16 protein-coding genes are annotated in these 23398 nt (G+C 67.1%); 8 read left to right on the top strand and 8 right to left on the bottom strand.

The features are described from left to right. Window positions 1-64: 64 nt before the first annotated feature. Entirely contained in the window at window positions 65-2440 is a 2376-nt protein-coding gene (locus tag IPI67_33615; GenBank protein ID MBK7585115.1) for a protein kinase, read from the bottom strand. A 150-nt stretch (window positions 2441-2590) separates the two neighbouring features. Here IPI67_33615 and recJ point away from each other — a divergent pair, with 150 nt between their 5' ends. Continuing rightward, complete coding sequence (recJ, locus tag IPI67_33610) at window positions 2591-4306, top strand: single-stranded-DNA-specific exonuclease RecJ (GenBank protein ID MBK7585114.1); 1716 nt, start codon at window positions 2591-2593, stop codon at window positions 4304-4306. Between the two features lie 3 nt (window positions 4307-4309). On the opposite strand, the gene IPI67_33605 is transcribed toward recJ, so the two are convergent. Further along, window positions 4310-5470: a DUF4185 domain-containing protein gene (locus IPI67_33605; GenBank protein ID MBK7585113.1), complete on the bottom strand. Its 1161-nt coding sequence runs from the start codon at window positions 5468-5470 to the stop codon at window positions 4310-4312. A gap of 81 nt (window positions 5471-5551) precedes the next feature. Here IPI67_33605 and IPI67_33600 point away from each other — a divergent pair, with 81 nt between their 5' ends. Both IPI67_33600 and IPI67_33595 read left to right on the top strand, forming a co-directional pair. Then, on the top strand, window positions 5552-6331 hold the full coding sequence (locus IPI67_33600; GenBank protein ID MBK7585112.1) for an ABC transporter ATP-binding protein: 780 nt from the start codon (window positions 5552-5554) through the stop codon (window positions 6329-6331). A 116-nt stretch (window positions 6332-6447) separates the two neighbouring features. Further along, window positions 6448-7611 (top strand): MCE family protein, encoded by a 1164-nt coding sequence (locus tag IPI67_33595; protein ID MBK7585111.1) that lies wholly within the window; start codon window positions 6448-6450, stop codon window positions 7609-7611. Between the two features lie 13 nt (window positions 7612-7624). Here IPI67_33595 and IPI67_33590 read toward each other — a convergent pair whose 3' ends face one another. Continuing rightward, window positions 7625-9544, bottom strand: a complete 1920-nt coding sequence (locus IPI67_33590; protein ID MBK7585110.1) for a PAS domain S-box protein — start codon at window positions 9542-9544, stop codon at window positions 7625-7627. Between the two features lie 220 nt (window positions 9545-9764). Here IPI67_33590 and IPI67_33585 point away from each other — a divergent pair, with 220 nt between their 5' ends. From IPI67_33585 to IPI67_33575, 3 genes are all read left to right on the top strand, one after another. Beyond that, window positions 9765-10448 carry a Sua5/YciO/YrdC/YwlC family protein gene (locus IPI67_33585; protein MBK7585109.1) on the top strand — a complete coding sequence of 228 codons (684 nt, stop codon included), beginning with the start codon at window positions 9765-9767 and terminating at the stop codon, window positions 10446-10448. Between the two features lie 77 nt (window positions 10449-10525). Continuing rightward, on the top strand, window positions 10526-12388 hold the full coding sequence (locus tag IPI67_33580; GenBank protein MBK7585108.1) for a M1 family metallopeptidase: 1863 nt from the start codon (window positions 10526-10528) through the stop codon (window positions 12386-12388). A 78-nt stretch (window positions 12389-12466) separates the two neighbouring features. Further along, on the top strand, window positions 12467-13225 hold the full coding sequence (locus tag IPI67_33575; protein ID MBK7585107.1) for a hypothetical protein: 759 nt from the start codon (window positions 12467-12469) through the stop codon (window positions 13223-13225). 505 nt (window positions 13226-13730) lie between these two features. Here the strand turns inward: IPI67_33575 and IPI67_33570 are convergent. Further along, complete coding sequence (locus IPI67_33570; protein ID MBK7585106.1) at window positions 13731-15788, bottom strand: protein kinase; 2058 nt, start codon at window positions 15786-15788, stop codon at window positions 13731-13733. A 7-nt stretch (window positions 15789-15795) separates the two neighbouring features. Then, a complete protein-coding gene (locus IPI67_33565) occupies window positions 15796-16254 on the bottom strand; it encodes a zf-TFIIB domain-containing protein (GenBank protein MBK7585105.1) in 459 nt (152 codons plus the stop codon). Between the two features lie 138 nt (window positions 16255-16392). Between IPI67_33565 and IPI67_33560 the strand changes: the two genes are divergently transcribed. Both IPI67_33560 and IPI67_33555 read left to right on the top strand, forming a co-directional pair. Then, window positions 16393-19521, top strand: coding sequence for a PDZ domain-containing protein (locus IPI67_33560; protein MBK7585104.1), 3129 nt, complete (start codon window positions 16393-16395; stop codon window positions 19519-19521). Between the two features lie 161 nt (window positions 19522-19682). Beyond that, window positions 19683-20831, top strand: a complete 1149-nt coding sequence (locus IPI67_33555) for a hypothetical protein (protein ID MBK7585103.1) — start codon at window positions 19683-19685, stop codon at window positions 20829-20831. On the opposite strand, the gene IPI67_33550 is transcribed toward IPI67_33555, so the two are convergent. The 3 genes from IPI67_33550 to IPI67_33540 all read right to left on the bottom strand — a co-directional run bounded on the left by IPI67_33550 (window position 20816) and on the right by IPI67_33540 (window position 23350). Next, on the bottom strand, window positions 20816-21499 hold the full coding sequence (locus tag IPI67_33550) for a hypothetical protein (GenBank protein ID MBK7585102.1): 684 nt from the start codon (window positions 21497-21499) through the stop codon (window positions 20816-20818). The two genes, IPI67_33555 and IPI67_33550, sit on opposite strands and share 16 nt — an antisense overlap. 62 nt (window positions 21500-21561) lie before the next feature. Then, window positions 21562-22863 carry a phospholipid carrier-dependent glycosyltransferase gene (locus tag IPI67_33545; protein ID MBK7585101.1) on the bottom strand — a complete coding sequence of 434 codons (1302 nt, stop codon included), beginning with the start codon at window positions 22861-22863 and terminating at the stop codon, window positions 21562-21564. A gap of 19 nt (window positions 22864-22882) precedes the next feature. Next, the gene (locus tag IPI67_33540) at window positions 22883-23350 is read right to left on the bottom strand and encodes a hypothetical protein (GenBank protein MBK7585100.1); all 468 of its coding nucleotides are present in this window, start codon (window positions 23348-23350) and stop codon (window positions 22883-22885) included. Between the last annotated feature and the right edge of the window lie 48 nt (window positions 23351-23398).

The raw sequence follows: 23398 nt of genomic DNA, 5'->3' as shown, positions 1-23398 counted from the left end.
ACCTGATCGACGCTTCGACCAGGTTAGTCTGGATAGCCCGAGAGTTCTACTGCCTGCGCGACCCTCAAACCCCGAGGGCGTCGAGCACCTGCTTCGCACGCTCGGCCACGATGGCTCGCGCGTCGAGGAAGCGAGGGTCATCGCGCAACGGCGCAAGCACCGGGCACAGGTCGAGCCACGCGAGGTCGATCAGACCGGCGGCCACGGCTCGGTCGAGGTGCCCACGCGCGCCGTCGATGTCGCCGAAGTGCGCCAGCATCTCCGCGGCGAGTTGGTTCATCATCGTCTCGAAGCGGGCGTTCTTGCCAGGGCTCTCCACGAAGCGCCGGAACGCCGTCAGCGCCGGCGAGTCGGCGCCACCGGCCAACAAGGTTTGGATGCTGCGCACCACCTGCCAAGCTGACTGCGGATCATATTCGTCCGGGATACGGACACTCGCCGCCGACGCGGCAATCAATGGGCTCCAGAGCGCGAGCCGAAGCCGCAGCACCGCGCGGGAGTGTGCCAGCTCCGTGGCAATTGGCGCATCGAGCTCTTCGAGCACACGCTGGTACTGACCAATGAGCGCAAGCGCGCGGACGAAGTCGTCGTTGGCACTCGGCAGACTCGGCTCCAGCGCTCGCGCTCGTTCGAGCACGCCAATGGCCCGCTCGGGTTGTCCTGCTTCCAACAACAGGCGACCGTACAGCTCCAAGGCATCCGGGCTCTCGGGTGCCAAGCGGAGCGCGCGTTCGGCGAGCTCGGCGGCGGCGCGTGGTTCAGAGTCCATGAGCAAGACCGCCGCTCTCGAGAGCAGCACCTCGGCATCGTCCGGGGCCGCTGCGAGTGCGCGCTCCGAGACGGAACGGGCCTCGCTCGCCACTTGTTCGATGCCTCCCGCACCAAAAAACCACAAGCGCGAACACGCACGGGCATAGCCCGCCAAGATGCGCGCATCGCCAGGTGCGAGCTCGTGCGCCTTCCGGAAGAGCTTCGCCGCTTCGAGCACGTAGCCTGGCCAGAGCTTCCTGAGCAGGGCACGGGCCTTGAGGTAGAGGTCGACGGCAACGGGATCGGCCGGCGCGACGCGCTGGCGACCAACGTTGTGCAGGGTCAGCGCCTCCACCACTGCGCGCGCCGTTTCGTCGCTCACCACCAACAGATCCGCCGCGGGTCGATCGAAGCGCTGAGCCCAGATCTGAAAGCCGTCCTCCACGCTGATCAATCGCGCGCTCAAGCGCACCAGGTTCGGCGTGCGGCGCAGCGAGCCCTCGACGACGACCTCGACCCCGAGCTCGCGCCCGATCTCGCGGGGGTCCCGTGACTCCGCCGCGTAACCGATCACGGCGCCGCGCGGTCTGACGCGCAGTCCTGCCGTCATGCTGAGGGTGTCGATCAGATCCTCCGTCAAGCCCTCGGCGACGTAGTCTTCGTCCTTCGGTCCGAGATTGCGGAACGGAAGGACGGCCACCGTCTTCGACTGCGCCGCCGGCGCCCGCGCGATGGGGGGCAAACTCGGGCTCGCACCCTCCATCAAGGTCGGGCTGGCCCCCGCGAGTGCGTCTCTGACCTCGTCCGCGCTGGCGTAACGCGCGGCGGGCTCGCGTGCCATGCAGCGTTCGATCACGGCGGAGAGCTGGGCAGGGACTTCCCGGTGAAGAGCCGACGCGCTGGGCGGCGGCGCATACAGACGCGCCGCCGCGACGGCCATTGGGGAGCTTCCCTGCCACGGCACCTCACCCGTGACGAGCTCGAACAGCATGGCGCCGAGTGCGTAGATATCCGCGCGTGCGTCGATCTCCGCTCGGGCCTCGACCTGCTCCGGTGCCATGTACGCGGGCGTTCCGACGACGATGCCGAGCGTGGCGCCGCCGCGAGACGCCACGGGATCCCTCGCGATTCCGAAATCGGTGATGAGCACGCGGCCCTCGCGCGAGAGCATGATGTTGTCGGGCTTCAGGTCGCGATGGATGACCCCGGCCCGGTGGGCGGCGGCGAGACCGGTGCACACCGCGCGCGCGAGCTCGAGCGTCTTGGCCACGGGCAGACGCCCGGTGCGGACCAGCAAGTCGGCCAGAGACTCGCCCTCGATGAACTCCATCGTGAGGAAGGGCACACCCTCGTGCTCCCCGATGTCGAACACGCGCGCGACGTTCTCGTGGGTCACCCTTCGCGCCAGCTTCACTTCGCGACGGAAGCGCTCGATCAAGGTGGGGCTGCCGACCAGCTCGTCGGACAACATCTTCAGCACGACGTTTTCGTCGAGCTCGGTGTCGTGCGCGCGATACACCGAACCCATGCCCCCGCGCCCGAGCAATCCGACGATTCGATAACGACCGGCGACGAGCGGTGGTGGAGGCGGCGTCGCCCCCGGGTCGGACGGCAACGCGCGCTCCGCTTGGCCGGGCATGGCCATGGCGATCGTCGCCGCGAGATCGTCCTCTTCCTTCTTCAACGCCACCGGACTCCGCTCGGCGGCTCACTCGAGGTGAGCCATCAGGATCACGAGTCTCACGCCCCAAACCCTAGCTGGCTTTCAAACCGAGGGCGAGGCTCCCGAAAGCTCGCGTTGACGCAAGCGGATCGGTGTGTTCCATAAGCCACGTCGCCCATGCAGAGCCCCGCCGTCGCTGAGAACAAGTCCATCGTCGGCCCCCTGCTGCCAGCACCTGCGTCCGCTGAAGCATTGGCCCTCGCGCGTGCGGCCGGGCTCTCGGTCACCATCGCCGACCTGATGCAGCGCCGAGGCTTGACCGATCCGGTCGAGCTAGCGCGCTTCATGGAGCCGAAGCTCTCACACCTGACACCCCCGGACGCGATGGCGGATCGCGACGCGGCAGCCGAGCGGATTGCGTTCGCGATTCGAGAGCGCGAACCCATTGCGGTCTTCGGTGACTACGACTGCGACGGCATCACCTCGGCCGCCATCTTGACCGGCATCATCCGGGCGCTCGGCGGCACCGTCGTGACCCTGCTCGCCAGCCGCTTCGACGGCGGCTACGGCGTCTCGGCCGCTGCGGTCCAGCGCATTACCGACAGCGGCGCAAGGCTCCTGGTCACCTGCGACTGTGGTTCCTCCGATCATGTGACGCTCGCCGACGTGCGAAGCCGCGGGCTCGACATCATCGTCATCGATCACCACCTGGTGCCGGACGAACCCTTGCCGGCGCTCGCGTTCCTCAATCCTCACCGGCCGGAGTGTGGCTTCCCGTACAAGGGCCTGGCGTCGTGCGGGCTCGTGCTCAGCATCGGCGCCGCCGTGCGAGCGCGCCTGGGACAAACCTTGGATCTCCGCGCTTGGCTCGATCTGGTTGCCATTGGCACCATCGCCGACGTTGCACCCCTCGACGGAGACAACCGCGCGCTCGTGCGCGCAGGTCTGCGCACACTTGCCGAGGGCAAACGACCGGGCGTGCGGGTACTCCTCGAGCTAGCCCGCTTCGATGCGACTCATGCGTTGTCGGCGGAAGACGTGGCTTTCCGCATCGCGCCGCGGATCAACGCACCCGGTCGTCTCGGCAAGCCGGACCTTGCCCTCGACCTCTTGCTGGCCACGAGTCACGAAGACGCGCGCGCGATCGGAGCCGAGATCGAACGCCTGAGCACCGAGCGGCGCAGCATCCAGGACAAGATGATCACCGAGGCGGTGCGCGAGATCGAAGAGGCCGGGTATCACGAGCGTGCCGCCATCGTCATCGGTCGAGAGGGTTGGAGCCACGGCATCGTCGGCATCGTCGCGGGTCGCATCGCATCGCGGTATGGCAAGCCGGTGATCGCCATCGGGTTCGAGGCGGGTGGGCATGGGCGTGGCTCGGTGCGCGGACCCAAAGGCTCACGGCTTCACGATGCGCTCAGCCAGGTCGGCGACGTGCTCGAGCGCTTCGGCGGTCATCAGGCCGCGGCGGGTGTCGAGGTTCGTATCGATCGCCTCGAGGCCTTGCGTGATGGTTTCGAAACGGCCTGCGCTAGCGCGCCCGCGCTGCCCGCGGAGGACCAGGCCGCCGACACCGTCTGGCTTCACTCGGGTGACCGACCCGCGCAGGTGCTCGCCGACGTTGCGCGCCTCGAGCCGTGCGGCCAGGCCAATCCAGCGCCGCGCGTCGCGGTGGAGGCGGACGTGCTCGCGGCTCGCGAGGTCAAGGGCGGGCACCTGAAGCTCGAGCTCGAGCTCGAGGGCTCACAGCGCATGGGCGGGTTCGGCGTGAGCATGGGCTCGCGGGCGGCTGCGCTCAGCGGGCGAGTCGTCGTGCTTGGCCGGCTGCGTCGTGATGCGTGGCGCGGGGGTGACGCGGTCGAGATGCGAGTTGAAGAAGTGCTCTCTGGTTGAGCTTCAGCGCGCCAGCGTGAGCCGGACGAAACGCGGCCAATACAGCTCGTTCTGCCCCTCTTGTGTGAACAGATCGCTGAACTCGAACGAGTTCGTCGCGTAGGTCACGACGAGCTCGTCGTTGTTGCCGGTGGTGAGCTCGGGGTGGGCCTTGGCGGCGTACACGAATGGCGCCGCACCTCGGGATTCGGGCGGCGTGAACACGTCTTCCGGTGGTGACCACGTACCCGTCACTCCGTGTGAGGCGCGCACGGCGATGGTCGTCGAGCCGAAGCCGCGGCTGGCCACGTGCAGGTAGGAGGCGACGCGGGGCTCGAAGTGCAGCGAACACTCGGAGCCAATGTCGTTCATGACCTCGGTGGGTGGTTCGCCACTGAGCTGTTTGGCGGTTCGCCAGCCCCGCGCGCCACCGCCCCACCACTCCGGGTCCAGCTGCCCGGCGGCCAGCTCCGCCTCAGCGAGGCGCGCGATGTAACCCGTGTGCAGCGAGCCACGCCCGCTCGCCGCTGCGTAGACGTAGCCGCCATCGCGGAGGACCGCAGTGCCGAGTGTTGCGCCCGGATCCGCCGCCAGTTTCGGCCCGTCGAACCAGGTCAGTTTCCAGGCCAACGGATCGACCTCCGGGTCGTCGATCTTCACGACGCGATAACCAGCTTCGGCAAAACCGAGCCCCTCGCTCGTCGCTCGTAGCGCCGCCAGGAACACGATCAGCGGCCCGCTCCCGAGACGTACGCCGTGCCCGGGCCAGTGCCACTCGTCACCCTGGTTGGCGAAGAACGCCCCCGGCGAGCCGTCGCTGTCGGTGGGAACGTAGTACTTCAAGCTCGCGCTCAAGGGGTCCAACCCGGTCTGGATCGCGATGCTGTTACGCACCAGCTCGGAGTCGGAGCGATCGCTGATCGCTCCCTTTGCCACGAAGCTGTCGCCGAACAACCACAGCACCCGGTCACCCCCCAGCGCGATCGAGAGCGCGCCGTCGCCGCCGAGCCAGCGGGGATCACTCCTGAACAGCGCGTCGGCTTCGGGCCAGGTCTCCGCCGCCACGATCGGCACGTAGGCGTCATCGGCGCAGCCGAGCGCGCAGCAGGCGAGGGCCAAGGACAGAAGCCGAACGTCACCCAAAGGTCGCCGTACGAACCAGAACTGAGCAGCTCGCCCGATCATTGCGGCCCAGAGCATGCCACGGCTGACGGGCCGCTGGCTCGGCGCTACGCTGTCGTCGCCGTGCAGCCCGTCATCAACGAGATCCAGCCGCTCATCTCATTTCGCGGTGTGCGCAAGGCCTTTGGCTCCAAGGTCGTCTACCGGGGTCTGGACCTGGATGTGTACCGTGGAGAGGTGATCACCATCGTCGGCGGGTCGGGCGTCGGCAAGAGTGTCATGCTCAAGATGCTGATCGGGCTCCTGGTCCCGGACCGCGGCAGCATCAGCTTCGACGGGCTCGAAATCACCAAGCTGAGTGAGGACGAGCTATCGCAGGTGCGGCAGCGCATCGCCATGCTCTTCCAGAGCGGCGCACTCTTCGACTCGATCAACGTGGGCGAGAACGTCGCCTACGGACTCGAGGAGCATTTTCGCCACAAGCTGAGCAAGTCCGAGATCAAGGATCGCGTGCAATGGGCGCTCGGCCTGGTGGGGCTGCCCGGGGTAGAAGAGATGCGCCCCGCCGATCTCTCCGGCGGCATGCGGAAACGTGTCGGCCTCGCGCGTGCCATCGCCGTTCAGCCGGAGGTCGTGCTCTACGACGAGCCGACGACCGGGCTCGACCCGATCAACACCGCGCGCGTCAACCACATGATCATGGGTCTGCAGGAGAAGCTCCATTTCACCAGCATCGTCGTGACCCACGACATGAAGAGCGCGTTCACCGTCAGTGATCGCATGGCCATGGTGCACTCGGGCGCCATCATCTGTCAGGGCCCGGTGGACGAGTTCCGCGAGTCGACCGATCCGCGAGTCCACGACTTCATCGAGGGACGCGCCCCGGTGAGGGAGTCGGTCGAGGCCCTCCTCAGCTCGGGTTGATGAGCTGGCCGGCCCGGGGTTCGGTGGTTTGTTCGCCGACCCTTTCCGAGTCCCGAACCCGGTACTAGACTTGGCTGACCGCGTGCTCGGCCCCAGGCGCCGCGCGCGCACGTGTCATGGCCCTCAAGCGCGAAATCAAGGTCGGCGTCTTCGTGCTGGTGGGCATGTTCGTCTTCGGCCTCGTCATTTTCCTGATTGGCGACGAGCGCCAGGCCTTCGAGCGCAAGGAGAGCTACAGCGCGATCTTCGAGGACGTCCAGGGGCTGAAGCGCGGCTCGACCGTGCGCATGGGTGGCTTCGACGTCGGCGCCGTCACCGACGTGCGTTACTCCGATGACCCGGACGATCTCAAGCTCTACGTCGGCTTCACCGTGGTCAAGCGCGAGGCGCGCCGCATTCGTGGCGACAGCTTCGTCACGATCGACAACAAGGGTCTGCTCGGCGACAAGATGATCACCCTCAAGGCCGGCTCGCCAGGCACCGAGCGCATCCCGCCGGGGGGCGTCGTGCCCACCAAACCGGCCAAGGATATCGGAGAGATGATGGGCCAGATCGGCAACATCAGCGCCAAGGCCGAGACCGTGATGGGTAACCTGGAGAAGACCACCGGCGCGATGAGCGAAGAGAAGTTCACCAGCGACGTGCAGGGCTCCGTTCGCTCGCTCAACAACATCTTGAAGTCGCTGGACGAGGGCAACGGGTACGCCGCCAAGCTGCTGAAAGACCCGGCCGAGGCAGAGCGCCTCTCGCGTACGCTCTCCAACATGGAGAAGGCGACCGTGGAGCTGAACCAGACCTTGCGCGGCGTGAACGCCATCGTGGGGCGCGTGCAGACCGGTCCTGGTTTTGCGCACGACGTGCTCTACGGCGACGCGCCGACCAAGACGGTCGCATCCTTCGGGAACGCGGCGGACGAGCTTGCGCTCACCCTCAAGGGCATTCGCGAGGGCAATGGCCCCGCCAAGAGCCTGATCTACGGCGACGACAAGTCCCAGGAGCTGATGGGCAACATCAACGCCATGAGCCGCGATCTGCGCCAGATCGTCGCGGGAGTCCGGGCTGGCAAGGGCACCGTTGGTGCGCTGCTCGTCGATCCCAGTGTCTACGAAGACATCAAGATGGTGCTCGGCAACGTGGACCGGAACAAGGCGGTGCGCGCGCTGGTCCGTTACAGCATCAAACAGGACGAGACGAAGCCGAAGGTCGAGGTCAAGGATCCCGGCGCGGCGGCAGCGAAACCCGCCGCCCCGAACGACGCGACCGCGGCCCAGAAAGAGTGACCCAGCGGCCGCGTCAGCGTCGCTCGAGCACAGCGCGAACCCGCTCGGCCAGCTCGCTCGAGGTGAAGGGTTTCCGGAGCAGATCCAGCTCGGGATCCGTCAGCGCCTCCGATATGCCCGTCGACTCCGGGGCGTAGCCGGTGACGAACAGCACCTTCAGGTTCGGCCGCCGGGAACGCATGCGGTCCAGGGCCTCGCGCCCGCCGAGCCGCGGCATCACGACGTCGAGCACCACCAGATCGAAGTCGTCCGGTGTGCGCTCGAAGGCGTCCACCGCCTCTTCGCCATCGCCGGTGCTGATGACCCTGTAACCGAGCCGGCTCAGACTGCGCTCGGCCGACAGACGCAAGAGCGGCTCGTCCTCCGCGACGAGCAGACGCTCCGTGCCGCGACTGGCGGCGCGGCGCGGCGGGAGCGTGACCTGGGGCGCCCGCGTGGTTGCCAACGGGAACTGGACCCGCACCGTGGTGCCCTGTCCGGAGACACTCTCGACGCCGATCGCACCCGAGTGTTGTTTGACGATGCCGTGCACGACGGCGAGCCCAAGGCCCGTGCCGTCGCGCTTGGTGGTGAAAAATGGCTCGAAAGAGCGGGCGAGGGTCGAGGCATCCATGCCGACGCCGCTGTCCATCACACACAGCTCGGCCACGTGCCCGGGGCTGGCCCAAGGGTGTTGCGCAATGTACGCGGCATCGACGACCAGCTCGCACGTGGAGATGCGAAGCTTGCCCCCGTTCGGCATGGCCTGCCGCGCGTTCGTTGCCAGGTTCAAGATGATCTGTTCGAGCTGAGTGCGGTCGGCCAGCACTGGCAGCGCTTCTGCCGGCGCCTCGACTGCGAGGGTCACGTCCTCGCCGACGATTCGGGTCAGCATGGCGCTGAACTCTCGGGTGACCACCGACAGATCGAGCTGCTCGAAGCGGAACAGCTCCTTTCGGGAGAAGACCAGCAGCTTCTTGGTCAGTTCTCCGCCGCGCGCCGAGGCCTCGAGCACGTTGGCCAGATCCTCGGCGGCCTCGGAGCCCGGGCGAAGCGACTCCCGGGCGGCCTCGGTGAAACCCGCGATGATGCCCAAGAGGTTGTTGAAATCGTGGGCCACCCCGCCGGCGAACATGCCGATGGCTTCCATCTTCTGTGCGTGGCGCAGCTGGTTTTCGAGGCGCTCGCGCTCGGTCACGTCGCGGTGTGCGGCGATGCGCACCCGCCGGCCGTCGAGCTCGATCGGATTGTCGATGACCTCCGAGCGAAAGACCTCGCCGCCGCGCTTCTTCTGACGGCACAGGCGCTGGCGCTGGCGCTCGGGTTCGCGGCTGATTGCTGCGATCAGATCCAGCAGCTCCGGGGAGTCCTCTTCCGGGTGAAGGTCGGCGTAGGACAGGGTCAAGAGCTCTTCGCGCGACCAACCGTAGAGGTTGGCGGCCGCGGAGTTGACGGCCAAGAACCTCAAGCTCGTCGGGTCGTAGACGAGCACGGCATCCGGGTGTGACTCGAACAGCACCAGGTACCGGTTTTCGGAGGCCCTGAGCGCGGCTTCGGCTCGCAGCACGTCGGTGGTCTCGGTTCGCACCAACATGAAGAGCTCGTGGCCGTCGCCCGTCTGGAGCGGCACACACTTCTCGACGAACCAGCGCTCCCGGCCATCGAGGGTGATGACCCGCAGCCGATCATTGACGCTGATGCGGCCGGTGCGCCGGGTCTGCGCAATCATTTCGCGGATCTGCTTGGCGCGCTCGGGCGACAAGAACTCCTCGAGCAGTTTGCCTTCGACCGCTTCGCCGGGAGCGTCACGCACGCTGCGGTTCATGAACAGCGCAACGCCGCGTTCATCCATCAATCCGACGAAGTCGTTACTGTGTTCGGCGAGGGCGCTCCACGCGGGGCCAAGACCCAAGGGGTCCGCCGGGCTGCTTGGGTTGCGCTGGTCCTCGCTCATGCTGCCTCGACGCAGGCCGAGCCACCAAGGTTACCCATTCCCGGGGCGCGTGTCAGTGTAGCTGTATGTACGTTCAGTGGAACGAGATACGTACTTTTTTTCGAGTACCCAATTTCAAACCGAACTAGTGCGGGGCACGAGTTTGGGGAGGGGGCGTCGGTTCGTGCCGCGTGCTGTCCCCGGACTCGCCAAACCCGGGGGACCGAAGGGATGACCAACCATGACCTCATTCGACATCGCTGCTGATTCTCGACGTGTTTATTCCCTCCTGCTCGAAGGCGGCACCGCGCTCTTGCCGACCAACATCGGCTACGGGCTGGTTGCGATGAAAGAGCGCGCGGTGGCGCGGATCTACGAGCTCAAGGGGCGCCCGGCGTCGAAACCCTGCGTCACGGTCGCGACCTGGCCCATCTTCGACGACGTGTCGTTGCCGCTCGCTCCCGAGCTTCGCGCTTGGGTCGCCGAGACACTGCTCCAGTCCCCGCTCGCGATCATCACTCGACTCAACCCCAAGTCGCGGCTCTTGCGCAGCTTCGAGCCCTACGTGCTCTCACAGTCCACGCAGGGCGACACCATCGCGACCTTTCACGGCGCCGGAGACCTGATCCGCGCGGTGGCGCTGCTCGCGCACCAGGACGGCAAGCTGGTCGTCGGGTCCAGCGCGAACACTTCGGGCACCGGCAACAACTACAACCTCGACGAGGTTCCGGAGAGCATCAAGAGCTCGGTGGACCTGGTCTTGGACTACGGTGCCGCGCGTTATGCCAACGAGGAGCGGATGGCGACGACGCTGCTCGATCTCACGCGCAATCGCTTTCAGCGCAAGGGCATCGATTTCGAGCGCATCGAGCGCTCGTGGCAGGCGTTCTGTCGCCGGTCGCCGGTGATGGCTGCCGAGAACTGAGCGGCGCAACCGGGCGTGGGGGGGGCCGGGCAGGCGACGAGGGCGCCGATCCGGGGAGTGAGCTACGCTCGACGGCCATGCTGGCGATACGCTCATTTTTGCGCCTCGCGGGGGTCGTGCTCACGCTCGCCCTGGTGGTTGGCTGTCGGCGCACGACGACGCCGCCGGCGAAGACCTGGTACGACGCCGAGCCCCTGGCGGTGGCGCTCCGCAGTGAAGAGCGAGCGGGGGCTGCGGCCAGCGCCGGAGTCAAGGCGCTCAACGACCTGCCGTTGTACGAGCTCGAGATCGCGCTCCCGGGCGATCTGGCCAAGGTCGAGGTGACCGAGACGCTGCATTACACGAACGGACTCGGCCGTGCGCTGGACGAAATTGTGCTGCGCGTGTACGCCAACGCGGTCGGTGACAAACCGCCGGTGAGTTTCCTCAGCGGCTCGTGCGCGGACGGCCCGAAGTGCACGCTGAGCGCGGAGACCCCGAGTGTCATCGTCGCCAAGCTCGAAAAACCCCTCGCGCCCGGCGAGCGCGTGAAGGTCGCGCTGAAGCTCTCGGCCGAGCTTCGGTTGATCGAGCCCGGTCGCACTTCGATGCTCGCTCAGGGGCTGGAGTCGCTGGAGCGCCTGAAGAGCGGGAAGGGAGCAGGAGACTATGGGCTGCTCGCCCGGGGTGACGAGATCGCCTCGCTCGCGAGTTTCTACGCGGTGCTGGGTCGCTTCCGCGACGGGCACTGGCAGAAGAAGGATCAATCCACGCTGGGTGATCTGGGCGCGGACGGGCTGAGCCACGTGCGCGCGAAGGTGACGGCGCCCAGTGACGTGAAGGTCGTCAGCTCGGGGGTGACAGTCGGGAGTGACGTGTCGACCGGCGCGGCGGGCGCGCCGCAGCGGCAGACGCGGGTCGTGGCGGCCTTGGTGCGAGACTTTGCCCTGATGCTCAGCGCGCGCTTCGAGTCCGCGTCTCGAAAAGTCGGCGGCGTCGAGGTGCGATCCCACTACCTGGTGGCTGACAAAGAGGCAGGCGAGAAGGTGCTGGACGCGGCGGCGGCGTCACTCGGCAGCTACGAAAAGCTGTTTGGTCGATACCCCTACGTCGATCTGGATGTCGTCGAGGCGCCGCTCGTCGGCGGGGCCGGCGGCGTCGAGTTCAGCGGCATGGTGACCGTGGCGAGCATGCTGTATCGCCCTGCCTTCTCCGAGGGTCCGATGGGAATGCTGGCGGGGCTGCTGGGGGGCGGAAACAGCGCAGGCATGAAACAGATGACGGACTCGATGCTCGAGTTCGTGACCGCGCACGAGGTCGCGCACCAGTGGTGGCCCGGGCTCGTCGGCAGCGACAGTCGAGACCACCCGTTCCTGGACGAGTCGCTGGCGCAGTGGAGTGCGGTGCTGTACGTGAAGGACCGCTACGGGGCCGAGCGCGCGAAGCAAGAGGCCGAGCGCGAGATCCTCGCCAACTATCACACCATGCGTCTGCTCGGGATCGACGACGGCGCCGTCGATCGTCCGGTCGAGGCGTTCAAGGGTGAGGTTGCTTACGCGGGCCTGGTGTACGGCAAGGGTCCATTCTTGTTCCGCGAGCTCGCCAAGCAGGTCGGCGACGAGGGATTTCGCGAAGCGATGCGGGCCTACGTCGCACGCAATCGCTTCAAGAACGCACCTCCGCGGGGGCTCTTCGACGAGCTGGCCAAGGGTGAACACGAGGCCCGGGTGCGGGAGCTGTGCAAGCGTTGGCTCGACGAGGCGCATGGCGACGAGGACCTGGGGACCGCCAACATCCGGACGTTGCTCGCCGGTTGGATCGGTGAAGAGGCTGCGAAACAGATGGGCCCCGAGGTCGATGTGGCCATGAAGTTGCTCTTGAAGCTGCTCGGGCCGGGCTCGGGTGACTCGGACTCGGGTGATCTCCTGAAAGGACTGCTCGCTCCGGGTGGTGGCGACTGAGGAATCGGACCGCGGGCGCTCGAGCTTTGGTATTGTGGCGCCCTACGCTCGCCTCAGCGGGGGAAGGACGGACGATCGATGCAACGCGGCGCACTGATGATGACCCTCGTGCTCACCCTGGCACTGCTTGCCTGCAAGAAGGGCAACGAGGGCGACACAAAACCGACGACCACCGCCACCCCTGAGGCCACGGGCGCGACCGCAGCGCCACCCGGCGCCACCGCCACGCCGGCCGTCGGCAAACCGCCCAGCTTCAAGGTCGGCGACGTGCCGGAGATCCCGAGCGAGAAGTCGAATCCCCCGCAGGGCGCCGAGTGGAATCAGGGGGTGGCCGTGAACACCCAGGGCGCGAACTCGCGCGGCAAGCGCTGCAGCATGTTCGTGCTGCGCGAGTGGCTGAACATCTACTGCACGGGCAAGGTGATCGGGTACGAGAAGAAGGAAGACTTCGGTCAAATCAACGTCGACTACTACGAGAAGATCGTGGCCGGGAAATACGCTTCCTTCGTGATTCGACTCAAGAAGGGGCACTACCCCAAGATCCGGATCTGCCGCGAGAAGGACCGCGCGTCCTTGTTCGTCAACTGGCCACCGACCAAGGACAAGCCCATGCACGTTGCCCTGGGAGCGGGGCCGGAGTGCGATGGCTCGGACTGGGGCGTGGGCTACGGCAAGAAGGGCGGCGATTCAATGAAAGCGAAGGCCGGAGCCGACGACTCCGACGACGACGCCTACATGCAACAGCTGAAGGACAACGACGAGCGCGCGGCCAAGGCTTGCTCCGCGGGTGACACCGAAGCGTGCTGGACTTATTGCGGCGCAGCGAACTGCAGCTGAGCGCCGACTCGCGGCGAGGCCTCGAACAAAAGACCGCTGGTCGAGCGGTTGGCGGCGTCAGCGGCAGGGCCGCGGCTTTACCGATCGCCTGGCGTCCCCCATACTTCGCTCGATGAGGTCGCGAGCGGGTAGTGTTCTGCAGGGGGCTTGGTTGGTTCTATTGCTGGTCGGGCTCAGCGACTGCAAGGACAACGAGATCGAGGACGCCACCGGCGGGGCGAGCTCGAGCGGTGGGTCGAGCGCGAGCGGCGGGTCGAGCGCGAGCGGCGGGACGAGTGCGAGCGGCGGAACGAGCGCGAGTGGCGGTGCGGCGGGTAGCGGAGCAATGGCGGGCAGCGGTGGCTCCGCCGGAGCGGACGCGGGCGGCGGCGCCGCGGGCGCAACGAGTGACGGCGGTTCGGATGCGGCAGTCGAAGGTGGGGATGGAGCTGGGGGTGCCAGCGTCGGTTGCAACTACCTGTCTCAGATCGGGCTGCAGGTGACCTCGGTAGCAAAGGGGGCGACGCTACCGACGCCGACGGGGGGCACGTTGACCGATGGGTTCTATGCGCTCACCGAGGTGAATCTCTACGGCGGCGCCGTGGGCACTACCTTCTGGCGTTCGCTGCGCTTCGTCGGCAATGAAATGAAGACCGTCGAACGCGACGGCGTGGCGACGTCGGACACGACCCGAACCGGCACCTACATCATATCTGGCACCAAGCTCTCCCGCACCGACAACTGCCCCGACACCACCCTGCACGACATGGGTTTCTCCGCGACTTCGACCGCGTTCACGGCGTACGAAGATCAAGGTGGCGGCAAGCTCGTCGAGCTCGTCTATCAGTTCAAGACGCCGTGAGCGCTCACGCTCACCCCGCTGACCGCGCGCCACCGAGTGTGGATCCGCGACGGTCTCCGTGGCGCCGCTCGGCATGGAGGAGCCGGTCATCGTGGTCGCGGCCATCTCCAGCACCGGACCGGTCGATGCTGGCGGCGAGGATTCGTCCGCGTGTTTCGTGGAGGCCACCAGGTCGCGCAGGACCTCCGAGCCCGGGCGCTGGCGCTTCATCGCCGCGTCGAGCGCCTCGCCCAGCTCTGCAGCGCTCTGCCAGCGCGCTGTTGGGTCGACGTCGAGCGCGCGTTCGATGGCGTCGGCCAGGCTGCCGGCGTCGGGCCGGAGCTCGATCAACTTCTGGCGCCGGCCGTCGAGGATCGCCGACACCACCGCGGGTTCACTATCACCGGTGAAAGGGCGAGTGAGACACGCAGCCTCGTAGAGCAGGACCCCGAGCGAGAACACGTCACTGCGCGCGTCGACGCCGGTGGCGGCGACTTGTTCGGGAGAGGCATACGCCAGCTTGCCGCGCATGTGCCCGGTCTTCGTATGGGTCGCGCGGGTCGCGGCTCGCGCGATGCCGAAGTCGATGAGCTTCACCACCCCTTCACGCGAGATCAGCACGTTGTGCGGTGACACGTCGCGGTGAACGATGGAGAGCAGCTTGCCGTCGTGATCGCGCAGCGTGTGGGCATAGTGGAGGGCCGAGGCCAGGGACACGCCGATCTCGACCACCGCCGAGAGCGGGAGCGGCTGGCGCGCCGCCGCGGCGTGACGCACGAGCATGGCGAGCGAGACGCCATCGACCAGCTCCATGGCGATGTACGGGCGAACGTGGGAGCCGGCGCCGCCGGTGCCGAAGCTCAAGACCTCGACGATGTTCGGGTGATGCAGCTCCGCGGCGAGGCGCGCCTCTTCCAGGAACATCGCGCACAGCTCGACGTTGTCCACCAGATCGCGCCGCACGCGTTTCACCGCCGCGACGCGTTTTTTTCCGAACAGGCCCACCGCTTCGGCGATGAACACCTCCGCCATGCCACCGGCGCCCAGAAATCGCTGGAGCGCAAAACCGGGCACACGCCCTTCCGCACCCTCGAGCGCGACGCGGAACTGGGCCAGCATGCGCGACGCGATGAATCCGCTGGCGATCACGGCTGCAGTCACGGCGCCCACCAGCGGGAGCGGTTTGCCGAGCATCGCCGCCACGTCGATGAACCCCGCCAGAAAGACCAGACCGACCGCCGGCAACGACGCGCGCGTCTGGCTCTTCGGCCAGAACGCGGCGATCGCGACCGCCTCGACCACTTGAAATGCGCCACAGGTCACCGCAAAGAGCGCGGCGGAGCGCAGTGTGAGCACGACGGACGGAACCCCAGGGCCCGCACTCACCACCGGCGAGGTCTCCAGCGCCAGCGCCAGCCCAAGCGGCACTGGCACGGACAAGAGCGCGAGCCAGGTGCGGTAGCGCGCGGCCCGCGGCGCATCCGACGGGATCACCGCCGCAGTCCCGGCCACGAACGAGACCGTGGCCAGCGCTGCGAACGCACGCATGGCCAGATCTGGCGCCAAGCCGGCCATCACCATGGCCGCCGCAATCGACGTCAGCCCCGCCAGCGCCATCGCGATGCTGGTCAGCCGCGTGCCGAGTGGCCACAGCTCACCGCGAGGCCAACCCCAGCACAGCGCGGCCACCGCGAAGTCGAAGCCCGCGACGACGAGCGCGAACGCGGTGGGGACGAGGGCCACGCCTCGCTCAGCTGCCTTTGCTCTTCTTGAACACGCCCGACAGCGTCGCCCACAAACGCCAGCGCAGCGGGATCACGTCGCCGGCCTCGGCCTGGCTGCGCTCGAAGAACTTCTCGAGCGCCTGCAGCTCTCCGCCGTCGAGCCAGATGCCACAACCCTCTGGGCAGGCATCGATGACGACCTGTGAACAATAAGCGTACTCTTTCACGTCCATCTCGGCCGCGCACTTTGGACACGCGATGGGACCGGACTCGATCTGTGCCGCCTTGTTGATGCTGCGGGAGACGGAGTCGGGCAAGTTCTCCAGCACCTTGGAGTAGTCGTTCTCCTTCGACTCCTGAATGGCCTCGAGCTCGCCTTTGTCGAGCCACATTCCGGAGCAGGCCGGACACTGATCGACCTCGATCTTCGCTTCGTAGGTCTTGGTTTCGAGCGCACTTTTGTCACGGGGACACGAGAGGGCCATCGAGCGGGAGCGTAGCAGGAAGCGCCGCCGCATCGGGCGGCCGTCTTCCGGCCCTTCGCCCGGCCTATCCCCGCGGAATGGGCGACGCTCGGCAACGAAGCGGCTGACTTTCGATCTCCGTTCTATACTGCCCGTCCGATGCGAATCCTGGAGCGGCTCGGCCGCGCGATCGTCGTCCTGGGGGTCTTTGCCCTCTCCTCCTACTTCGCGCTTCGCTTCGGGACCGGGGGTCTGTGGAAGGGGCTCGAAGCGGCGCACGCGGTCAGCGCCCCGGGCGGGAGCAAGGCGCCGTACGATCTCACCCAGCTCACCGCGGTCAACGAGACGCTGAAGACCATCCGCGACAAGTACGTCGATCCGGCGCGGGTGAAACCTCAGCAGATGTTCCTGAGCGCGCTGAACCAGGTTCAGAAAGAGGTCGCTCAGGTCATCATCTTGCACGAGGAGAAATCACCGACCGTCAAGGTGCGCGCGGACACCGAAGAGAAAGAGTTCCGCGTCGACAACATCCAGGGGCCCTGGGACGTGGCCGCCCGTCTGCGTGAGGTGTTCGCGTTCTTGCAGACGAACCTCAAGGACACCGAGGTCGACCTCCGGGACATCGAGTACGCCGCGTGCAACGGCATGCTGCGCACGCTCGATCCGCACAGCGTCTTTTTGAGCCCGGAGGCCTACCGGGAGATGAACCTCTCGACCTCTGGCCACTTCGGGGGTCTGGGCATCGTGATCTCGATCCGCGATCAGCAGCTGACGATCATGCGGCCGATGCCGGACACACCCGCCGGTCGCGCGGGCACGAAGCGCATGGATCGCATCACGAAGATCAACAACGAGTCGACGCTGAACATGCCGCTCGACGACGCGGTCAAGCGGCTGCGCGGCAAACCCGGCTCCAAGGTCACAATCTGGGTCCATCGCGACGGCACCGACGGCTGGCAGGGCTCGCGGCCGTTCGAACTGACGCGCGAAGAGATCCGCATCAAGAGCGTCGACTACCGGACCCTCGCGCCTGGCGTGGGTTACGTGCGTTTGAAGCAGTTCCAGTCGAGCTCGGCGGACGAGCTCGAGGCGGCGCTGGCCGACATTGGCAAGAACGAACCAATCAAGGGTCTGGTCCTGGATTTGCGCGGCAATCCTGGCGGTTTGCTCGATCAGGCGGCAAAGGTCGCAGACAAGTTCATCGAGAACGGAACCCTGGTGGCCACCGTCGGCGCCTCCGAGGGGCGCGAAGAGAAGAAAGCGTCACCGCGGGGCACCGAGCCGAACTATCCGGTCGTCGTCTTGCAGAGCGGCTCGAGCGCCAGCGCGAGTGAGATCGTGGCGGGTGCGCTCAAGAACACCGACCGCGCGGTCATCGTCGGACAGACGAGCTTCGGCAAGGGCACCGTGCAGCTGGTGTTCCCGCGCATCACGCCGGACGGCGCGGCGCTCAAGCTCACCATTGCGCAGTACCTGACGCCGGGTGACGTCTCGATTCAGGGCGTTGGTGTGGCGCCGGACATCCAGCTCGACCCGATGACGGCGGACACGCTGGAGATGGATCTCTACAGCGAAGAGAGCCCGGTGAAGGAGCGTGATCTCTCGCGCAGCCTCGGCGGCGCCAGCAAACGCTCCAGCGACCGGCCGAGCTACAAGCTTCGCTACAACCTGCCCGAGGAACAGCGCGCCAAGATGCGAGACCTCGGCGGGGATCTCGAGGACGAGTTCCAGCTGGATTTCCCCATCGCCTTCGGCCGCGACCTGGTGAGCAAGCTGACCCAGGGCAAACGACCGGATCAGATCCGCGCGGCCAAGACCGTGGTCGAGAAATCTCAGGAAGGGCAGATCCAGGCCATCACTGCGGATCTCTCGAAGCTCGGCATCGACTGGAGCGCACCGCCCAAGGACACGAAGGGTCCGGGCGCCGACGACTACGAGGTCAAGCTCGAGACCGATCGCAAGGGTGATCTGGTCAGCGCCGGGGAGCCGATGAACCTGAAGGTCACGGTCAAGAACAACGGCAAGGACCCGATCTATCAGCTGCGCGCTCAGACCAAGAGCGACGGCGGTTATTACGACGAGCGGGAGCTGGTCTTCGGCAAGGTCGAACCCGGCAAGACCCGCATTGCGACGGTGCCTTTTGGCTGGTGTGATCTGGACGGCAAGAAACCGGGCAGCACCAAGCCGCTGCCGACCGACACCAAGCGGGTGTGCAAGATCCCGCTCGACGCCATCACCCGGCAGGACGTGGTGAAGCTGAAGTTCTTCGCCGAGGGCGGCACCGCCCCCAAGGACCAGGAGCTGCGCCCCACCGTGCAGAGCCTGCCGCGTCCGGCCTTCGCCTTCTCTTACCAGATCGTCGATCACCGTCCGGGCAACGGCGACGGCCAGGTGCAGCGGGGTGAGGGGCTGACGCTCCACCTGACGGTCAAGAACGTCGGCATGGGCAAGTCCTTCGAGACCCAAGCCAATCTGCGTAACCTGACCGGGGACGGGCTCTACCTGCGTGCGGGGCGCTTCGAGCTGCCCAGCATGAACCCCGGGGACGTGCGCGACGTTGCCTTCACCTTCGACGTGCTCGACGGGCTCACCGACAACTTCGCCAAGGTCGAGATGAGCATCGCCGATCGTGATCTTCGCGTGGTGACCAGCGAGAAGATCATCATCCCGGTGACCCGCAGCGGGGTGTTCGTGAATCAGGCCTCGGGCAAGGTGTCGTTCGAGCAGTCGGCTCAGGTGCGCGGTCAGCCGCAGACCGGCGCGGCGGTGGTCGGCGAGGTGCAGAAGGGCTCGCTGGTCGATCGCCTCGGCACGTTCAGCGGCTTCACCAAGATCCGCATCGACGGCGATCGTTTCGGTTTCGTCGAGTCCGCGGCGGTCAAAGATGGCGGCGCTGGCGGAAAGATCAGCTTCAAACCGCTGCTCACGCACTCGCCGCCGCTGATCGAGCTCAAGCCGTCGTCACTTTCCACGCGCGGCGACAAGGTCAAGATAGAAGGTACGGCGACCGACGGTGACCGAGTGCTGGACGTGTACGCCTTCATCGGCTCGCACAAGGTCTTCTACCAGTCGAACCGCAAGGGCACGGACAAACTGAAGCTGGGGTTTTCGTTCGAAGCCAGCCTGAATCCCGGGATCAACGTGGTGACGGTGGTGGCGCGCGAGAACGAGGACACGGCCTCGCGCTACACCATCGTGGTGCGCCGCGATGGCCCGAACGGCGCAGCGCTCACCACACCGAAGTCCGATGACTTCGGGGCCGACTGGGAATTCGTCGGCGACGACTGACGGTCGGTGCGGTCTCAGCGACAGGTCGTCGCGCTCGGCGGCCTGCACTTGCCGGTGACGTCGAGCCGCCCGCCACAAAAACCCGGGCCACCAAATCTTTCGCCGCCCTCGAACGTTTCACCGGGCAGCCCCGCGCATCCCACGCGGGCACGGAGGGTCCGATGAACGCTCGAGGCCGTAGCCTGGTCTACGCGATCGCGGCGGTGTTTGCCGCCGGGCTGATCGCATTTGCAGCACACGCCGTGAAGACCCGCCGCTCGGGGGCGACGGGGGACGGTTCACTCGGAATGACCTCGGCCCGCGCCGCGGGCATGCGCATTGGTGAGCCCATTGCGCTCGACGACCTCAGCATCTTCCCGATCTTCTCGGCGGACCAACAGGACCCGGGCTCCATGACGACGTTGCCCCTGGCCCTGGCCGCGGGAGTCGCCGAGGTCCGTGAGGTGGGAGGTCAGGCCGCGGACCAAGCCCCAAACTCCAATCGCGAAGGCGAAGGCCAAGCGGAGCTTCCGCTCGGGCCGGGACCGACCGTCAACACACTCGTCATCGCAAACAACGGCGACACGCCGATCTACGTGCTCGCCGGTACGGTGGTGAAGGGTGGCAACCAAGACCGACAGATCGCTCAGGACTTCGTGGTCGGGGCCAGGGCCACGGTGCCGGTCGAGGCCTTCTGTGTCGAGCACGGACGCTGGACCGGAGAGCGCGACGGCGTGGGAACACGCGGCAAGTTCGAGTCCGAGGGTGCGCTCGCCAACGCCAAGGTGCGGGCCGCTGGGCAGTACGAGTCGAACCAGAGCGAGGTGTGGTCCGAGGTCGCAAAGGTTAACGCCGCCCACGGCAAACACGCCGCTTCGGGCACACTGATGGCCACCCTCGACGACGCGCAGCTGTCCCGCGAGCGCGCGGAGCTCGGCAAACGCATCGAGGGTGCGCTCGCCTCGGCGCGCCCGTCCGACGAGCTGATCGGCATGGCCTACGCGGTTGGGGGACGAGTGAAGGGTGTGCGCTGGTTCGCCAGCCATCAACTCTTCGAGCTGTTCCGCGCGACGCTGGTTGGTACCGCCGCGGTCGACGCACTCACCGAGCGGGGTGGGGCAGCGCCGAAGCCGGCGCCAGCGATGGTCGCCGGAGACGTCGGGCGGTTCATGCGCGACATCGACGGAGCCAAGCCGGAACAAAAGGCCACGCGGGCCGGCAACGTGAACAGTTACAAGAAGGCCAAGGCTGGCTACGGATCGTCGACGTTGTACAAACCCAGTCCGGCGGCCACGCAGATCCCGCTCAGCCGGGATTACGTGGGGAAGTGAACGTCCGCCCCGCCGCGCAAGCGAGCGCGCTTGCGACGCTGGTACGCGAAGGCCTGCTGCAGGCCGACGAGCGCCGCGCACACGAGGGTGCTCTCGACGAGGTGCGCCGATAGAAAGTCGAGCACCGGCCGCGTCCAGTTGGAGATGGCTGCGCCGAACTTGACGGTCAGCGTCATCCACGCGGTCTGCCCGAGCAGTCCGGCGATCATGACCCCGACGAAAGGTGTGCGTGAGGCGCCGGCCAGGAGCGCGATGCCGGGGAGCGGAACGATTGCCAGCAGCAACAAACCAAAGCGCGCGAACAAACGCTCCACGAAGCGGATGAATCGCCCCATGATTGGCACTCGCTCTTCGGCCCAACGCACCGCGGCCTCGCCGTACAGCAGACCGAGCCCGAAGCCACCGATCAGGCCGAGCGCGCGGCGCAACGTGCCCACGACCACCAGCGGGAGCGCTGGCACCTTGCTCGCGGCCAGCACCACGTGACGCCCTTCCGGCGAGATGGCGACCAGGAACAGAGGATGCTCCACCACCAGGTACGGTGACAGCGCCGTGCCGAGGGTGTTCGCGAGCACGAGCACGGCAACCAGCCCAAACAGCGCGTGGCGAGCCCGTGGCGGTACACCGGCGAGCGGGGCCAGGGCCGAAGGGGGTGTGGATGCGGGCACGGGTCGTGTCTCGTAACGCGGGGCCACGTCGAGTCAAGCCGGACGAGCGCGCCGCGCCGTCGTCAACGCCAGGTGTGAAGGAACAGCCGGCCCCGAACACCCTGCGCGGAGAGCGGGCGCTGCGACCAGATGGGCGCGTAGTAGAAGCTCACCTGACCGACGACGAGCACGGCGCAGAGCCCGAGGGTGTGGCGCCGGTGATAGACGCGGGCGACCAGCGTTGCCGCGAGCGCGATCCCGAACGCGTAGGCCGGCAGGTAATGGTAGATGTACGAGTCGCGTTTGCTGACAATCCAGGGCAGGACGGGCCCGCACCACGCCAAGAGCAGCACGAGCCAGCGGCCGCTCGGGCTGTCGAACCAGCCCGGGAACGCCACCAGCGCGGGCTTCACGCCCTGCGCGCGCGCGCTGCGCCACGCGGCGCGGACGATGAACACGACGCTCACCACCAGCGCCGCGTCGACCATCCACCAGAGCAGTGGGTTGCCCAGTGAGTGCATGAGCTGCAGTCGGCCGTCGCTCATGGTCTCGCTTCGAATGGGCAGGGGACGCGTGGGCAGAAACCACTCGTACCAGTGGGACAGGAGCGGATGTTTCCAGTCGGTGAGACCGGCGTGATGGACGTAGAGACGTTTGGTCTCCGAGATCACCGACGCCATTCCGGCTGGCTGTTTCGCCATTCGAAGGCCGAGCATGTACCAGCCGACGTAGGCTGCCGGCGCCAGAACCAGCGACAGCGAAGACCAGAGCCACGCGCGCTTGGAGAGCGCCGCCCACACCACGATGGGCACGAGCACGACGGCGCTGAACTTCACCGAGCAGGCCGAGCCGAGCAAGAGCGCCGCGACCCCGACTCCGATGGGCGAGCGAAAACACGCCGCCGCGATCACGGTTGCCAGGGCCAGGCACGTGAGCATGCCGTCGAGCAGGGCCGTGCGGCTGTACGTGAGCAAAAAACCGTCCAGGGCGGCGAACGCAGCACCGATCCAGAACGCCTCTCTCCGTCGCGCCGCCCAGCCAGCGAGCACACCGATCAGGAGCACGCTCGTACAACCGAGCAACAACGGCGCGAGCCGCCACGCCACGGCGGTGTCACCGAGGTAGTGCATCGGCAGCGCCATCAGGAGTTTTCCGAGCGGCGGGTGGTCGTTCAGATCGGGGCGCCCTTCCAGGTAGTTGCGGGCGTTGTTCACGAAGTGGTGCTCGTCCCAGGTGAGCACCGCGGGCACCCCGAGCCGCTGGGCGCGCAGCCAGTAACCCAGGGCGATCATGCCGACGCAGGCCGTCACGAGGGGTAACGCCGGGGCCGAGAGGGCGCGGGCGAGAGCCTGTCGCTTCGTGTTCGACTGAGCGAGGTTAGTCATGGCCACGGACTCGGTCAGCTCAGCGAACGACGTCGCAGGCGAGCGGCGCGACGACCCAGGCGTCGCCCGGCGGCGTGAACGGATCGCGCTCCACGTAGCGCGTGCGCACGCCGTGGACCTCGCCCATGACCCGCACGCGACAGCGAGCCGTGAAGCGCGCCTGTGTGTGGCGGGAGCCGTAGGCGGACGCGTCTCGGGCGACCCTCTCTGCGATCCGCGACTGCTCGAACAAACCGGGCACGAGGAGCGCGCGGCGATCCGGCGTCAAGCAAGGCACGAGCGGCGGCCCCAGGCCGCGAGCCCTGGGACGGCCGCTGCCGTCGAACGCGCAGCCATGACCCCACGCGGTTGCATCCAAGCCGCAGGCCAGGTCGCGTGCGTCGTCGGCGACCAGCGTGACGTCGACCGTCGTGATGTCCCCCGGTGAGAAATCGGGGCGGCTCTCGGCGCGCAAGAGCAACGGGGACAGCGCTGCCCACAGGGCCACGATCGCCCATCGGACACCAACTCTGCCTCGGGCAACCCTCATGTTCGC

It is taken from the genome of Myxococcales bacterium, from assembly GCA_016706225.1.
In the GTDB taxonomy this organism is placed as follows: Bacteria; Myxococcota_A; Polyangia; order Polyangiales; family Polyangiaceae; genus JADJKB01.
The sequence above is the reverse complement of the archived record's forward strand: the minus strand, read 5'-3'. Positions and strand labels throughout refer to the sequence as shown.

Excerpts from the sequence above, each read along its gene's own strand:
- IPI67_33585 (MBK7585109.1), top strand. The coding sequence starts at position 9,765 with ATGACCTCATTCGACATCGCTGCTGATTCTCGACGTGTTTATTCCCTC.
- IPI67_33580 (MBK7585108.1), top strand. The coding sequence starts at position 10,526 with ATGCTGGCGATACGCTCATTTTTGCGCCTCGCGGGGGTCGTGCTCACG.
- recJ (MBK7585114.1), top strand. The coding sequence starts at position 2,591 with ATGCAGAGCCCCGCCGTCGCTGAGAACAAGTCCATCGTCGGCCCCCTG.
- IPI67_33575 (MBK7585107.1), top strand. The coding sequence starts at position 12,467 with ATGCAACGCGGCGCACTGATGATGACCCTCGTGCTCACCCTGGCACTG.
- IPI67_33565 (MBK7585105.1), bottom strand. The coding sequence starts at position 16,254 with ATGGCCCTCTCGTGTCCCCGTGACAAAAGTGCGCTCGAAACCAAGACC.
- IPI67_33560 (MBK7585104.1), top strand. The coding sequence starts at position 16,393 with ATGCGAATCCTGGAGCGGCTCGGCCGCGCGATCGTCGTCCTGGGGGTC.
- IPI67_33605 (MBK7585113.1), bottom strand. The coding sequence starts at position 5,470 with ATGATCGGGCGAGCTGCTCAGTTCTGGTTCGTACGGCGACCTTTGGGT.
- IPI67_33555 (MBK7585103.1), top strand. The coding sequence starts at position 19,683 with ATGAACGCTCGAGGCCGTAGCCTGGTCTACGCGATCGCGGCGGTGTTT.
- IPI67_33590 (MBK7585110.1), bottom strand. The coding sequence starts at position 9,544 with ATGAGCGAGGACCAGCGCAACCCAAGCAGCCCGGCGGACCCCTTGGGT.
- IPI67_33545 (MBK7585101.1), bottom strand. The coding sequence starts at position 22,863 with ATGACTAACCTCGCTCAGTCGAACACGAAGCGACAGGCTCTCGCCCGC.
- IPI67_33595 (MBK7585111.1), top strand. The coding sequence starts at position 6,448 with ATGGCCCTCAAGCGCGAAATCAAGGTCGGCGTCTTCGTGCTGGTGGGC.